The sequence below is a fragment of the Frankia sp. AgPm24 genome, assembly GCF_023243055.1.
Classification (GTDB): Bacteria; Actinomycetota; Actinomycetes; order Frankiales; family Frankiaceae; genus Frankia; species Frankia umida.
Window position 1 is genome coordinate 27,743 of the sequence record NZ_JALKFW010000191.1, and the last position, 14,335, is coordinate 42,077.

At 70.7% G+C, this 14,335-nt stretch carries 12 protein-coding genes; 5 read left to right on the top strand and 7 right to left on the bottom strand.

Going from position 1 to position 14,335, the window contains the following annotated elements; genetic code table 11:
• Positions 1 to 103 precede the first annotated feature (103 nt).
• From MXD61_RS15270 to MXD61_RS15280, 3 genes are read right to left on the bottom strand one after another with little or no spacing between them, the layout of a single operon-like run.
• Positions 104 to 784, bottom strand: coding sequence for a restriction endonuclease subunit S (locus MXD61_RS15270; protein ID WP_248813865.1), 681 nt, complete (start codon positions 782 to 784; stop codon positions 104 to 106).
• Positions 772 to 2,412 carry a class I SAM-dependent DNA methyltransferase gene (locus tag MXD61_RS27685; protein WP_248813867.1) on the bottom strand — a complete coding sequence of 547 codons (1,641 nt, stop codon included), beginning with the start codon at positions 2,410 to 2,412 and terminating at the stop codon, positions 772 to 774. The genes MXD61_RS15270 and MXD61_RS27685 overlap by 13 nt, the downstream gene beginning before the upstream one ends.
• Positions 2,413 to 2,462: 50 nt before the next feature.
• Positions 2,463 to 2,618 (bottom strand): hypothetical protein, encoded by a 156-nt coding sequence (locus tag MXD61_RS15280; protein ID WP_248813869.1) that lies wholly within the window; start codon positions 2,616 to 2,618, stop codon positions 2,463 to 2,465.
• A gap of 376 nt (positions 2,619 to 2,994) precedes the next feature.
• Between MXD61_RS15280 and MXD61_RS15285 the strand changes: the two genes are divergently transcribed.
• Positions 2,995 to 3,423 carry a hypothetical protein gene (locus MXD61_RS15285; RefSeq protein WP_248813870.1) on the top strand — a complete coding sequence of 143 codons (429 nt, stop codon included), beginning with the start codon at positions 2,995 to 2,997 and terminating at the stop codon, positions 3,421 to 3,423.
• 164 nt (positions 3,424 to 3,587) lie between these two features.
• Here the strand turns inward: MXD61_RS15285 and tnpA are convergent, their stop codons facing one another.
• A complete protein-coding gene (gene tnpA / locus MXD61_RS15290; RefSeq protein ID WP_248813871.1) occupies positions 3,588 to 4,013 on the bottom strand; it encodes an IS200/IS605 family transposase in 426 nt (141 codons plus the stop codon).
• A 21-nt stretch (positions 4,014 to 4,034) separates the two neighbouring features.
• Here tnpA and MXD61_RS15295 point away from each other — a divergent pair, with 21 nt between their 5' ends.
• Together MXD61_RS15295 and MXD61_RS28895 are read left to right on the top strand one after the other, a co-directional pair.
• Positions 4,035 to 4,466: a transposase gene (locus MXD61_RS15295; RefSeq protein WP_248813872.1), complete on the top strand. Its 432-nt coding sequence runs from the start codon at positions 4,035 to 4,037 to the stop codon at positions 4,464 to 4,466.
• 78 nt (positions 4,467 to 4,544) lie between these two features.
• Complete coding sequence (locus MXD61_RS28895) at positions 4,545 to 4,892, top strand: zinc ribbon domain-containing protein (RefSeq protein ID WP_374628996.1); 348 nt, start codon at positions 4,545 to 4,547, stop codon at positions 4,890 to 4,892.
• A gap of 67 nt (positions 4,893 to 4,959) precedes the next feature.
• On the opposite strand, the gene MXD61_RS15300 is transcribed toward MXD61_RS28895, so the two are convergent.
• Together MXD61_RS15300 and MXD61_RS15305 are read right to left on the bottom strand one after the other, a co-directional pair.
• Positions 4,960 to 5,499, bottom strand: a complete 540-nt coding sequence (locus MXD61_RS15300) for a DinB family protein (RefSeq protein WP_248813873.1) — start codon at positions 5,497 to 5,499, stop codon at positions 4,960 to 4,962.
• Positions 5,500 to 5,588: 89 nt separating this feature from the next.
• A complete protein-coding gene (locus tag MXD61_RS15305) occupies positions 5,589 to 6,986 on the bottom strand; it encodes an amidohydrolase family protein (RefSeq protein ID WP_248813874.1) in 1,398 nt (465 codons plus the stop codon).
• A 402-nt stretch (positions 6,987 to 7,388) separates the two neighbouring features.
• Between MXD61_RS15305 and MXD61_RS15310 the strand changes: the two genes are divergently transcribed.
• The gene (locus tag MXD61_RS15310; RefSeq protein WP_248813875.1) at positions 7,389 to 9,122 is read left to right on the top strand and encodes a glutamine synthetase family protein; all 1,734 of its coding nucleotides are present in this window, start codon (positions 7,389 to 7,391) and stop codon (positions 9,120 to 9,122) included.
• Positions 9,123 to 9,259: 137 nt separating this feature from the next.
• Complete coding sequence (locus tag MXD61_RS15315; protein ID WP_248813877.1) at positions 9,260 to 12,643, top strand: pyruvate carboxylase; 3,384 nt, start codon at positions 9,260 to 9,262, stop codon at positions 12,641 to 12,643.
• 113 nt (positions 12,644 to 12,756) lie between these two features.
• On the opposite strand, the gene MXD61_RS15320 is transcribed toward MXD61_RS15315, so the two are convergent.
• On the bottom strand, positions 12,757 to 14,136 hold the full coding sequence (locus MXD61_RS15320; protein ID WP_374628998.1) for a glycosyltransferase: 1,380 nt from the start codon (positions 14,134 to 14,136) through the stop codon (positions 12,757 to 12,759).
• Positions 14,137 to 14,335 lie beyond the last annotated feature (199 nt).

Here is a 14,335-nt window from a genome sequence, read left to right on the forward strand (position 1 = left end):
ACGATCCGTGGCGTTCCGATAATCCCATCGGAAGCCGGACAGCGAAAAAAATAATGTCCGGATAGCACTTTCGAGACAACCAGCCGTCGACGACGGCCGCCAATCAGGTCGGCCGCGGGGGATGTCCTGTCGTGGTCGGGGTGGGAATCGCGCCGGTGAACAGCGCGGGTGCGAGGGCGTCCCGAAGCTCCGCGGTGGCCTCGAGAATCCTCTGGTGTGCGGCGATCTTCGCGTCGAAGGCGTCCAGCGCCGACGCGACGTCCTGTTGCACAGATGTGGGGGGCAGGACGAGGGGAAGCGTCTGCAGCCTGGTCGCACTCATGACGGGCACGGCCACACCGCCGACCTCGTCGGCCATCCAGTGCTGCACCCGCGCCAGCCGAAGGTAGTGATTCAGATACCTGGCATCCACGGAGGGCCCCTCGTCCGGCCAGCCGGGTGGGTGGGGCCGCAGCAGGATGCACGCACCCCCGAGGTAGTAGCCGCAGCGCGTGGCGTCCACCAGCGCGTGGCGACGCGACTCGCCAATGCGGGTGAGCACGATGTCGTCGGTCCGCAGACGGTGGTTGCAGATGCTCTTCGCTCGCTCGGGGCTGAGTGCGATGCGTCCGTGGTCACGGAGCTGGCCGTCCTGAATACAGGTCGGAGTGATCATCCAGAGGCCGGTGTCGGCCGAGCCCGCGGTACCGAAGGCGGCTCTGGACGGCCCGGCCTGCACCTGGCAGACCGCGCCGAGGCTCGTTGCCTGCCAGGTGTCCGGGATGGTTCCGATCAGGCTGTCCACCGGGCGACCTCCGTCATGATGCGGTTCACCGCGTGGTCGGCGGCCAGCGCCTGTTCGTGGCGGTGTTCGAGTTCGGCGGTCAGTGTCCGCAGGTCAGCGCGCGTCCGGGCGAGGTCGACGGGAGCCGGCGGCAGGTGGACGTAGGAACCGGGCGTGAGTCTGATACCGGGCCGCCGGACAACGCGTTCCCGCCGGACGGCCGCCGCGAAGTCCCGGTCGTCCGTGGCATGAAGCGAACCGGAGGTGCGCCAGCGATGGTAGGTGCTGGCCACCCGGTCGGCGTCGTCCTCGGTGAGGTAACGCTCGGCAGTTCCGATCTTGGTGCCGATGGAACGTCCGTCGATGAACAACATGTCGTCGCGTGGGGTCTCACTGCCCGGTGAGCGCAGTATCCACATACCGATCTCGGGGCTGGCAGCACCACGGAACAGGTCACCGGGCAGCGCCACGACGCACTCGAGCACACCCGCGTGGACGAGTCGTCCGCGAACGTGTTCCTCCTCGCTGCCTCTGCTGCTGGTGGCCGCGCTGCTCGGCATGATGACCGCGGCCCGGCCGCCCGCGCGCAGGGCCGACACCGCGGACTGCAACCAGGCGAAGTTCGCGTTGTGCGCGGGCGGTGCTCCGTACGGGAACCGCGGGTGGTCGGTGGTCTCACCGCTGGCCCAGACGGGCTCGTTGAAGGGGGGGTTCGTGACGACGACGTCGTAGCGGTCCGGCAGATCAAGCTGATCGCGCAGCGCGCGCATCTGTGGGCCGAGATCCGCGACCAGCCCGTGGACGGCCGCATGGAGATGGGTCACCTGCCACGACCGCCGACTGCGGGCGAAACCGTGAAGCATCGGCAGGCCGCCGCGGAGCCGGGCGTGCCGGGCGGCGGCGACCAGCAGCTCGCCGGCACCGCAGCACGGGTCGTGAATCCGCTCGCCCGGACGTGGATCGAGGATCTTCATCGCGATGCTCGCCACCGCAGGCGGTGTGAAGAACTCCTCGGGAGTAAGCCGGTCGAGGCCGGAGAGCCGATCGAGGAGAAAATCGGCCACCGCAGTCGCATCGGGCGCTTGGACGGCACCGGTGGTGGCCGCGGTGACCTGATGCAGGATTCTCAGGAGCTTCTTCAGCGTGGCCGCGAGATCTGGATCATTGTCGAGTAGCACCATCGCCGGCCCGTACATCCCGGCGCGGCCGGGGTTCTCCCGGCTTCTCGCCGCCAGGACCTTGCTGAGGTCGCGGGTGCTCGCTGGTGGCTCCAGCAGCGTGCGCCAGGTCGCGGGCGAGAAGCGCCGCACGGCCAGCAGAACCAGAATGATGTCGAGATATCTGACCGTACCGGACGTTCCCCACAGAAACTCGAGTGACTGCCAGAAATCCTTTTGCCACGTGTTCTCGGTGGAGTGCGCCGGTGGGTCGGTGGGTGCCGGGGCCATACCCAGATTTCGGCGGAAGCGCTGGCCGAAGGTGACACCGGGATCCTCGTACGGGCCGCGTCTGTTACGTGGGATCTTTCGCTGGTCAAGCCAGGTGGCGACGGCCTCAACCGGATAGAGTTCCGTTTCACCCTGGATGCTGGGCCGCGGGAATGTCGCGTCGTGCCGTCGGGCCCAGTTGCTCACCGCCTGGGGTTCCACATCGGCCGCTTTGGCCACTTCATGTCGAGTGATGAAGGGCTGGAGCGAGCTCATCGCTGGCCACCGCCGCGGTGCGCCCGCATCAGCCGGGTCAGCCGATTCGTGCGCGCGTCACTACCCAGCACCCAGGCCAGGAAGACAAGGAAGACCGAGATGACTGCCAGGAACAGCAGGACGTTCCCGGTGAGGCCGATCGCCGCCAACATGGTCCCTCTCCGATGCTTGTAGCTGACCACGTCGGCCGCCACCCTGGGCCTGTTCGTTCTGACCGACACACCACGATGGTGGCAGCGAAGCCCACCGTATCCCACCCAGCAGCGTTGGTACGCTAAATCTGTTTCCCTAGGGAGATGGCGACCCCCGCCGGCGGTGGCGCTCCGTAGTCGATTGGAAGCTTTCTGGTGAGTTTCCTCGCATCTTGGCCGCAGCCTGGCTACTTTTCGACAAGGAAGGTTGTCGCCAGATGGCCCCCAAGCCGCGTACCCGCTCGTCCGACAAGAAAAGTTGTCGACCGGGGTTGCCTCGACTGGCGACAACGATCGTTGCGCAACGGTTGTTGTCGTAACAGTTAGGCTTGCTGCTGTGACGGGCATCGAGCAGTGGACATGGCCGCCGGATCCCGGGGCGAGTGCTCAGGCGGTGGCTCTGGCCCACCTGGCCGAACTGACCCGCCAGCAGGAACGGCTGGCGGGTCAGCGGGATCAGGCTGTTTCCGACGCGGTGGCGATCGGAGTGGGCTGGGGGCTTGTCGGCCGCGCGACCGGCCTTACCCGGCAGGGGGCGCGGCAGCGGTGGCACGGCCGGCTGCCGGAGCCGCGGGAAGTCGCTCACGACTCTGCCGTTCCCGCGGAGAACCATGATGTTCCAGCCGACGTCGAGGTGGCCGGTTCGCACATTCTGCTGGAAACACCAGTACCGCGGCTCGCGGCCTATCTCTTCGCGCTGCAGGCCGGTTGGGATGATCCCCCGGACGATCCATGGGGTGAGGACATTCCGTTGGCGGGCACGTGAAAGCCGCCGGTGCGCGCCGCATCCACCTGAACCGCGGGGCACGCGGGAAGGCCCGCCGCGTTTCGCGGGGGGCCGATCGGCAGAAGCAGGCTGTCCATCGCGGTGCGCATCGGGCTGGACGACCCAGAAAACGTAGCGTGCAAGCCCCGTCCTTCAGGGTGGGGTTAGCGTATCGGGGCTGGTCGCCGCTGCCCTTCGATGTACTCGTGCAGCAGTGCGAGCGGCGCTCCGCCAGCGGATACCGCGAAGTACGACGGGGACCAGAAATGTCCGCGCGTCGAGGCCCGGTTCACCCGGCCGGTGAACTCGGCACGCAGCATCCGCGCGGACACGCCCTTCAGGGAGTTCACGAGCACGGAGACGGCGATCTTGGCCGGATACTCGACCAGCAGGTGCACGTGGTCGTCTTCGCCGTTGAACTCGACCAGGCGGGCGCCGAAGTTGTCGCACACGGCGCGCATGGTCCGCTCGCAGGCGTCGAGCATCGCGTCGTCGAACACGCCACGCCGGTATTTCGTCACGAAGACCAAGTGAACGTGGAGCGCGGAAACGACGTGTCTGCCACGGCGGTAGTCGTCGGATATGTCCATAGGCCAAGTATGATGGGTGGCGTGCCGCTGGTCCGTTACCGCTATCGTGCCTACCCGTTTCCGGGTCAGGCGCGGGCGTTGGCGCGGGCGTTCGGCTGTGCCCGGGTTGTCTTCAACGACTGCATCCGGCTCCGCGATGAGACGCACGCGGCCGGCGAGGAGCTGTCGGACACCGACGTGCAACGTCGTGTCCTCACGCTGGCACCGGCGACCTCGGGCGACGTCGGGGTTGATCTCGGTCTGGATCGGCTGGCGACGCTGTCGACGGGCGAGGTGGTGGCCAACCCGCGTCACCTGCGGTCGAAGCAGCGTCACCTTTCCCGCGCCCAGCGGGCACTGGCCCGCAAGCGGAAGGGCTCCGCGAACCGTCGCAAGGCGGTTCGCCGGGTCGCGGTGCTGCACCGCAAGGTCCGGGAAGCCCGCCGCGACCAGCACCACACGCTTGCCGCTTGACTCGTCCGCGACAACCAAGCGGTCTATGTCGAGGATCTGGCGGTATCCGGGCTGGCCCAGACGACACTGGCCCGGTCGGTGTACGACGCCGGATGGGCGACGCTGGTCGCCCTGATCGGCGAGAAGGCCGCCAGGCATCGCCGGACTGTCGTCAGGGTCGACCGTTTCTTCCCGTCGTCGCAGGTGTGTTCGGTCTGCGGGGTGAAAGACGGTCCGAAACCGCTGGCGGTCCGGGCGTGGACCTGCGCGGCCTGCGACACCACCCATGATCGTGATCTGAATGCGGCCCGGAACATCCTGTTCGAGGGCCGTCGGATCGTCGCCGCCGGGCGGGCGGAGACGGAAAACGCCTGTGGAGCCGACGTAAGACCGGGACCCGTCCCGGCGGTTGGCGTCGAAGCAGGAACCCAGCGAGGTGCCGCGTGAACCCGCGCGACACGGCAGGAATCCCCGTCCTTCAGAGCGGGGAGGACGTCAATCTCGGGCTGGTATGTCAGCCCATGGTGCGGTGGCCGTCGATGGCCTCGCGCAGGATGTCGGCGTGGCCGCTGTGCTGGGCGGTCTCGCCGATGAGGTGCAGCAGCACCGTGCGGGCCGACCACTGGGTGCCCGGCTGGAACCAGGGTCGCGGGGGCAGCGGGTGGGCCTGGTCGAGGCTCGCGATCTCGTTGGTGATGATCTGCTCCGTGCGCTGGGCGATCCGCGCGTACAGGTCGAGAACACCGGCCAGGGTCTCCCCGGGTAGCAGTCGGAACGCGTCCTCGTGGGCGATCGGGTTGTCGTCGAAGGCGGTCGGGCCCTCAAGGACGAACCGCAGCCACTCCTGCTCCGTCAGTGCCACGTGCTTGATCAGGCCGGCCAGGTTGAGCGCGCTCACCGTGGACCGGCTGGTCGCCTGTGTGTCGTCGAGTCCGTCGACGGTGTAACGCAGAAAGAACCGTCGCCCCGCCAACTGCGCCAGCAGCTCCGCCCGGGCGTCGGCCTCGTCCGCGGACAGGGTGGGGTGGGCTGGGGTGATCGTGGCCTCGCTCATGGGGTCGCCTCCGTGGTCGGCTGGTGTCGATGTGCGTGCCGAGGCCGGTCGCCTCGGTGCGTCATCACCGACCCTAGAGGCCATTGAGGTCAGATCCTGGCCGCAATATGCGGGGGTGGGGAGCCCGTCCGAGCTGATTCCTCGGCGGTCTGGGATCGCCCGGTCTGGGATCGTGCGGTCTGGGAACGCCCGGTCTCGGATCGTGCGGTTCGGGATCGCGCCGCTCGGGCGGGGGAGGGCCGGGTGGGGGAGTCGCAGGGCTGGGGGCGCGCGGGCAGGCGGTAGACGCGGCGGGCGTTGCCGGCACTGATCAGCTGGGTGATCCGGGTGGCGTCGTCGGGCGTCCAGGCGTCGTCGGCGACGCCGGCGTCGAGGAAGCTGGCCAGGCCCCGGCGGAACAGGGTCGTGCCGAGCAGGAACAGTTCGGCCAGCGCGTAGGCGTCGGTGGAGAACAGCAGCTTGGCGAACGGTGCCAGTTCCAGTGCCTGGGCGAGCAGGGCGGCCGAGCCACGTCCGGTGTTGTGGATGGCGAGGCCGAGATCAAGGTGCACGTTCGGGAAGACCTGGGCGAGATAGGCGGCCTCGCGGTGGTACGGGTAGCAGTGCAGCAGCAGGACGCTCACCTCGCTCGGGGCGATGGCGCGCAGCAGGCCGGTGAGCAGCAGGGGATTGCCGCGGGTGAGGTCGAGGTCGTTGTCGCCGTAGCCGACGTGGATCTGCACGGGCAGCCCGGCGTCCACCCCGCACCAGATCAGGAACGCGTGCAGGACGGGATCATGCAGCCGGATCGGCGCACCCCCACGTATCTCGTTGATCCAGGTCCGGGTGGCGGCGGCGATCTCGCGCTCGGTGGGCCGCACCGCCGGAAGCTCCAGCCCGGCCCGGTAGGCGGCGACGGACTTCACCGCGACGGTCGTCGATGACCGGTCGGCCAGCCGGGCACGGACCGTGTCCGCGAGATGTCCCACCCCGATCTGCCCGGTGAGCACGTCGACCGCGGCGAGCTCGGCGATCCGCTCCAGCCGCATGACATCCAGACCGCACGCCGGCAGCGCGCTGGTGGCGCTGGTGGAAGCGCCGGTGGGGGTGGCGGTGGGCGGGGTGGCGGCGGGTGGAGTGGCGGCGGCTGGAGTGGCGTAGGCGGCGAGCTGCGCGGAACTGGTCAGGGGTTCGGGCTGGAAGCCGGTGTCGACGCAGAAGGTGGTGATCCCGGCCGCGGTGAGCAGCCGACGGTGGACCTCCTCATGGCCGAGTTCGGCGCGCCGCTCGAGGTAGGTGTCGGGCTCGGCGTGCGGCGGCAGATCGAGGTGGGGCGCGCACCAGCGGCGCAGGGCGAACCCGAGCTGGCTGTCGAACAGGGTGGTGCCGGGCGGTCCGGGCGTGTCCGCCTCGGTGAGCATGCTTTCGAACTCCGGCCGGTCCAGGTCCCGTTGGACGAGCCCATGGCAGTGGTGATCGATGAGCTCTCCGTCCACGCGCAGCGCCATCCCTGGTGCATCCCCCCTGGACGGGCTGGTCATGCCTGGCTGGCACGTCCCCCCGGTCATTGCACACAGTGATATGCACCAGTGGACGACACCTGTGGATAACGTGTGGACAACTACGGTGCTCCTGGGGACAGTCGGATCTGAAATCCGTGATGTTGGCGTGTTTTCAGAGTTTCTTGACTCGCAGCTAACTGTGGAAAACGTTGGACGGGCCAAGGGTGGCGCGCGCTGATCTCGGGCCACGGCCGGCAGCTCGGCTACTTTTGGTTATCACTTCGCGCTGTGGTCGGCGTCTCGTCCGATGTTCTCGGGCACCAGCGCGCCGTCGGAAGCACGCTCCTTCGGTCCGGCGTCGCCGCAGCGGGGAAGGGTGGCCAGCAGGCATCCGCCGAGGAGGCGACGATGAACGAGCCCGGTCCGAAACCAGTGTCAACGGCACCCCCCGCCCATCCGACCCCACCCACGTCCCCCGCGGTGACCGTCGCGGTGCGGACGTCCCGGGAGCCGGACGGGGGCGAGGCGGCAGCGGCGGCAGCACCGGCGGCGTCGGCGCTGGCGGCGGTTCGGGGCGGCTGGGAGCGGGAGCGGATCGCCGCGGTGGCACGGCACGCGGCGACGAACCTGGCGGTGCGTGGGGTGGTCTGCGTGGCCTGCACCTTCGTCGACAACAGCGGCATCACGAGGGTGAAGGGCGTGCCGGTCGGACGGCTGGACGCGGCGGCGGTCTGGGGCGTGGGCATGTCGCCGGTGTTCGACGCCTTTCTTCCCGACGACGCGATCCTCGGCGACACGGCGGCCGGTAGCCCCGTCGGCGACCTGCGGCTGCATCCGGACCTTGACCGGCTGACCCTGCTGGCCGCCCAGCCGGGCTGGGCGTGGGCACCCGCGGACCGTCGCGACCAGGACGGCCAGCCCCATCCACAGGACGGCCGGGAACTCGTCCGCCGCCAGATGGCCCGGCTCGCCACCCGGGGGATCGAGGTGGCGCTCGCGTTCGAAGTCGAGTGGACGGTGGCCACCGCCGACGCCGACCCCGACGAGTTCGTACCGGCGGCGCGCGGACCCGCGTACGGGATGACCCGGGTCACCGAGCTCGCCGACTACCTGCGTGACGTCGTCGCGGCGCTCACCGACCAGGGGCTCGTCGTCGAGCAGATCCATCCCGAGTACGCCGCCGGTCAGTTCGAGGTCTCGGTCGCCCCCCAGGACCCGCTCGCCGCCGCGGACACCTGCGTGCTGGTCAAGGAGACGATCCGCGGGATCAGCACGCGCCACGGCCTGCGCGCCTCGTTCGCCCCCCAGTTGGTCGCCGGCGGTGTCGGCAACGGCGGCCACATCCACCTCAGTCTGTGGGCCAACGACAGCCCGTGGCGCGCCGACCCGGACGACCTCGACGACCTCGACGACCTCGGCAACCAGCGTGGCTCCCACGATGCGTCCGGCCCGCGTCGACACGGTGATCCCGGCGCCGTGGCGGGGGCCGCGGCGGGGGCGGGTGTCGGGTCGGCGCGGTGGGACGCGGTGTCGGTGGGTCTGGCCGAGGGCGGATGGGTGAACCTGATGGGGGCGGGTTCGGGTCCGGCCGGACTCACCGCGGCCGGGGAGGCGTTCGCCGCGGGCATCCTGGGGCGGCTGCCGGCGCTGATGGCGCTGGGAGCCCCGAGCGTCGCGTCCTACCTGCGGCTCGTGCCGTCACGGTGGGCGGGTGTGTACGCCTGCTGGGGACGGGAGAACCGGGAGGCGGCGCTGCGGATGGTCCCGGGCCCGGCCGCGGCCGGTGGGCGTTCGGCGAACCTCGAGGTGAAGTGCTTCGATCTGGCGGCGAACCCCTACCTGGTCGTCGCGGCGCTGCTCGCCGCCGGGCAGGACGGGCTGCTCGCCGGCGCCCGGCTGCCCGCCGCGGTGGATGTCGACCCCGCCCGGCTGGAGGCCGCCGAACGCGACCGCCGTGGCATCCGACGGCTGCCCACGACCCTTGGTGCGGCGCTGGCGGCCTTCGAGGCGGACGAGGTGCTGCGGGCCGCCTGCGGGCCGCGGCTGCACGACACGGTCGTCGCCCTCCGGCACGCGGAGATCCGCCGGTTCGCCGCCGCCGCGCCGGACGAGGTCGTCGCCGCGACCCGCTGGCGATACTGACCGCGTGCCGCCGGACGCCGCGTGGAAGCGGATCGAGTATAAACGCCGGGACGTCTTATGTGGCGAAGGCCACGTTGCTTTGGCGTGTGCGTGGGCTTTCCCTTCACAATGATGCGCACCCGTCCGAGGAGGCGCGTGTGCGCAAGGTCCTGGTAGCCAACCGCAGTGAGATCGCCGTCCGAGTTTTTCGTGCCGCCCAGGAACTGGGCCTGCGCACGGTTGCCGTCTACACCCCTGAGGACGTGTCCGCGCTTCATCGCACCAAGGCATCCGAGGCCTATGAGATCGGTGTTCCCGGGCATCCTGTGCGGGGTTATCTGGATATCGACGCGTTGCTGACGGTGGCCAAGCAGGCCGAAGCGGACGCGTTGCATCCGGGCTACGGCTTCCTGTCGGAGTCCGCGGTGCTGGCGGAGGCGTGTGCCGCGGCCGGGGTGACCTTCGTCGGCCCGCCGCCGTCGGTGCTGCGCCTGACCGGAGACAAGGTCGCGGCGCGGGACGCGGCGATGGCGGCCGGGCTGCCGGTCCTGCGCGCCTCGGCGCCGTTGCCCGACGGTGTGGGCGCGGAGCAGGCCGCGGCGGCGGTGGGTTTCCCGCTGTTCGTGAAGGCGTCCGCGGGCGGTGGGGGACGTGGACTGCGCCGGGTGGAGCGCCCGGCGGATCTCGCGGACGCGGTGGGTAGCGCGTCACGGGAGGCGGCGGCGGCGTTCGGGGACGGCACGGTGTTCCTGGAACAGGCGGTCGACCGCCCGCGGCACATCGAGGTGCAGGTGTTCGCCGACTCGTACGGGAACATCATTCACCTGTACGAACGGGACTGTTCGGTGCAGCGCCGGCATCAGAAGGTCGTCGAGATCGCGCCGGCGCCCGAACTGGACGAGGCCGTGCGCGCCAGCATCTGCGCGGACGCCGTGCGATTCGCCCGCCATGTCGGCTATGTCAATGCCGGTACCGTCGAATTCCTGCTGGGCGCCGATGGCTCCTACACCTTCATGGAGATGAATCCGCGGATCCAGGTGGAGCACACGGTCACCGAGGAGGTGACCGGCGTCGACCTGGTGGCCGCGCAGCTGCGCGTCGCCGACGGGGAGAGCCTCGACGATCTGAACCTCAGCCAGGACCGGATCACGCTGCGTGGCACCGCCATCCAGTGCCGGGTCACCACCGAGGACCCCTCCGACGGCTTCCGCCCCGACACCGGGACGATCAGCTTCTACCAGTCGCCCGGTGGTCCCGGTGTCCGCCTGGACGGGGCGACGTACGCGGGTGCGGAGGTCAGCCCGTACTTCGACTCGCTGCTGGTGAAACTGACGACCCGCGGCAGCACCCTGGAGAAGGCCGCCCGGCGGGCCCGGCGGGCCCTGGACGAGTTCCGCGTCCGCGGTGTCCGCACCAACATCGACTTCCTCGGTCGGGTGCTGGTCGACCCGGGTTTCCTCGCCGGCGGGGTCAGCACGTCGTTCATCGACGAACGTCCCGAACTGCTGGTCCCCGGCCGCGGCGCCGACCGCACCAGCCGGATGCTCGCCCGGCTCGCCGAAAGCACCGTCAACGGCCTGCCGCGGCCCGCCGGTGTCCTCGTCGACCCGCGCACGGCCCTGCCGGAGCTGCCCGAGGTCCCCGCCGAACCGCGCGGGTCACGTCAGCTGCTGGCGGAGCTTGGACCGGCCGGCTGGGCCGCGCGGCTGCGCGCCCAGGAGACGCTGGCCGTCACCGACACGACGTTGCGCGACGCGCACCAGTCGCTGCTGGCGACCCGGCTGCGCAGCTTCGACATTCTCGCGGCGGCGCCCGCGTTCGCCGCGCTCACCCCGAACCTGCTGAGCCTGGAGGCGTGGGGCGGGGCGACCTACGACGTGGCGCTGCGCTTCCTCGCCGAGGACCCGTGGGAGCGCCTCGCCGCGCTGCGCACGGTCGCGCCGAACCTGTGCGTCCAGATGCTGCTGCGCGGCCGCAACGCCGTCGGCTACACCCCCTACCCGGACGATGTGGTGCGGGCGTTCGTCGCGGAGGCCGCGGCCACCGGCGTCGACATCTTCCGGATCTTCGACGCGTTGAACGACATGGAACAGATGCGTCCGGCGATCGACGCGGTGCTCGCCACCGGCACGGCGATCGCCGAGGGCACCCTGTGCTACACCGGTGACCTGTCGAACCCCGCCGAGCGGATCTACACCCTGGACTACTACCTGCGGCTGGCCGAGCAGCTCGTCGACGCGGGCGTCCACGTCCTGGCGATCAAGGACATGGCCGGTCTGCTGCGTCCCACCGCCGCCAGCACCCTGGTCACCGCCCTGCGGGAACGCTTCGACCTGCCCGTCCACCTGCACACCCACGACACCGCCGGCGGCCAGCTCGCCACCCTGCTCGCCGCCGCCGCGGCCGGTGTCGACGCCGTCGACGCCGCCGCGGCGCCGATGTCCGGCGGCACCAGCCAGGTGAACATGTCGGCGCTGGTCGCCGCCACCGACCACACGCCCCGCTCCACCGGGATCGATCTGGGCGCCCTGTCGTCGATGGAGGCCTACTGGGAGGCGGTGCGGGACCTGTACGCACCGTTCGAGGCGGGCCTGCGCGCACCGACCGGCGCGGTCTACCGGCACGAGATCCCCGGCGGCCAGCTCACCAACCTGCGCCAGCAGGCCATCGCGCTCGGCCTCGGCGACCGGTGGCCCGCGGTCCAGGAGGCCTACGCGGTCGCGAACGACCTGCTCGGCAAGCCCATCAAGGTGACCCCGACCAGCAAGGTCGTCGGCGACCTCGCCCTGTTCCTCGTCGGCGGCGGCATCGACGTCGACCTGCTGCGCGAACACCCCGAACAGTTCGACCTGCCCGCCAGCGTCCTGGGCTACCTCGCCGGGGAACTCGGCACCCCCCCGGCCGGTTTCGCCGAACCGTTCCGCGAGCGTGCCCTCGCCGGACGACACCCGGAACCGCCCTCGGCCACCCTGGACGCCGCCGACTCCGCCGAACTCGACGCCGGTGGCGCCCGCCGCCGCGCGGCGCTGTCCCGGCTGCTGTTCCCCGGCCCGTGGAAGGACTACCTCGCCGCCGTCGAGGCCTACGGCGACACCTCCGTCATCCCCACCGAGGGCTATCTCTACGGCCTGCGTCCCGGCGCGCCGCTCGCCGTCACCCTGGAACCCGGTGTGGAGATCATCGTCGAGCTGGAGACCCTCTCCGAACCGGACGACGCCGCCCTGCGCACCCTGTACCTGCGGGTCAACGGCCAGCCCCGCCCGGTGCGGGTCCGCGACACCTCCATCACCGCCACGACCACCGCGGCCCGCCGGGTCGACCCCGCCGACCCGAAGCAGATCGGTGCCGGCCTGCCCGGCATCGTCACCTTCGTCGTCGGCGTCGGCGACACGGTGACCGCCGGCCAGAAACTCGCCGTCGTCGAGGCCATGAAGATGGAAGCCGCTGTCACCAGCCCCGTCGCCGGTACCATCGCCGAACTCGTGCGCACCAGCGGCGACTCCGTCGAGGTCGGTGACCTCCTGCTCATCCTGCGCCCCTGACTTCCCCGCGGCCTCTGACCAGACGTGAAACGCCGGGCCGGCCCGTCCCAGGACTCTGACTGGGGCGGGCCGGCCCGGCGTCGTACCGGGACCGGAAGGCGGGTGGGCGCGGCTCAGGAGGCCTGGCTGGTGGCGGGACGCCGCGGACGGAAGACCCAGGCGCGCATCAGCAGGAAGCGGATGACGGTGGACAGCAGGTTCGCCAGGACCAGGACGGTGACCTCCAGACCGCGTCCGGGATGACCGCTGCCGGCGTGCAGAAGAGCGAGCGAGCCGCTGGTCAGCCCCAGCCCGATACCGAAGACGACAAGGCCCTGGAGATGGTGGCGGCCGGCCTGCTCGGGGCCGGTGAGACCGAAGGTGAGCCGACGGTTCGCCGCGGTGTTCGCCACGGCGGTGATCAGCAGGGCGAGCAGGTTCGCGGCCTGGGCACCGGTGACCGTCCGCAGCAGGACGAACAGAAGCAGGTAGGCCAGGGTGCTGGCGACGCCGATCGCGGCGAAGCGGACCAGCTGCCTCGGCAGCCCCCGTGGCACTCCAGGAACCTGCACGCCGTCTCCCGTATCCCTCGAACTGTCAGTGTTTCCGCTGGTCAGAGCACTACCGGCGGCGGCGGTCAGGGGTCCGCGGCCGAACTCGCGGCGCAGGTCCGCGACGGGGAGCGCGCCGCTGCCGAGAGCACGCAGCAGGCGGGCGACGCCCTTGAGGTCGGCCATGGCGGTGGCGACCACGTCGACCCGGCTGTCGGGATCGTCCACCCAGTCGACCGGCACCTCGTGGATGCGCATGCCGGCCCGTTCCGCGAGCACGAGCAGTTCGGTGTCGAAGAACCAGCCGGTGTCCTCGACCAGCGGCAGCAGCGCGGACGCCGCGTCCGCGCGGATCGCCTTGAACCCGCACTGGGCGTCGGAGAAACGGGCCGCCAACGTCCCCCGCAGGATCATGTTGTAGCAGCGGGAGATCACCTCGCGGCGCGGCCCGCGCACCACGCGGGACGTGCGGGACAGCCGGGTGCCGATCGCCAGGTCGGAGTGCCCGGTGATCAGCGGGGCGACCAGCGGCAACAGGGCGGCCAGGTCGGTGGACAGGTCGACGTCCATGTAGGCGAGCACCGGCGCGGACGACTCGCTCCACGCCGCCCGCAGCGCCCGGCCGCGTCCCTTGGCGTCCAGGTGGAAGGCCCGGACCCCGGGCAGCTCCTCCTGGAGGGCCAGCGCGATGCCCAGGGTGTTGTCGGTGCTGGCGTTGTCCGCCACCGTGATCTGGAAGGGGTAGGGAAAACCGTCCCGCAGATGTGCGTGCAGCCGGCGCACGCACGGCGCGAGGTCGTCCTCCTCGTTGTAGACGGGGATGACGACGTCCAGGACGGCGACGGGACGCTGGTCGTCCACCGTCCGCTCGTCCTGCGGTGTTGCTGTCGTGGCCTGTGCCCACCCGCCGCCAACGCGCTGCACGGGGGCGGTGGAGGCAGTACCGGTCGCCAGGGATCGCATCGACGTCGTCATGACACTCACTCTCGGTCGGTGAGCTGTGGCACCCGTGTGCCGATCCTGTGCGGTGACTGTGAACAGCGACGGCCTCGCCCGGATGGGTGAGGCCGCCTGGCCTGCCACGTGGCCGTGGGGGCCCCCCCCCCCGGGCGGGGGGGGGGGGGCCCCCCCCCCCCCGGGGGGGGGGCCCCCGGGGGGGCGC

What these genes read in the sequence shown, in the direction of transcription:
- MXD61_RS15280 (WP_248813869.1), bottom strand. Translation starts at nt 2,618, where the DNA reads ATGTTGGCGGCGATCGGCCTCACCGGGAACGTCCTGCTGTTCCTGGCA.
- tnpA (WP_248813871.1), bottom strand. Translation starts at nt 4,013, where the DNA reads ATGGACATATCCGACGACTACCGCCGTGGCAGACACGTCGTTTCCGCG.
- MXD61_RS15300 (WP_248813873.1), bottom strand. Translation starts at nt 5,499, where the DNA reads ATGAGCGAGGCCACGATCACCCCAGCCCACCCCACCCTGTCCGCGGAC.
- MXD61_RS15305 (WP_248813874.1), bottom strand. Translation starts at nt 6,986, where the DNA reads ATGGCGCTGCGCGTGGACGGAGAGCTCATCGATCACCACTGCCATGGG.
- MXD61_RS15310 (WP_248813875.1), top strand. Translation starts at nt 7,389, where the DNA reads ATGAACGAGCCCGGTCCGAAACCAGTGTCAACGGCACCCCCCGCCCAT.
- MXD61_RS15320 (WP_374628998.1), bottom strand. Translation starts at nt 14,136, where the DNA reads ATGCGATCCCTGGCGACCGGTACTGCCTCCACCGCCCCCGTGCAGCGC.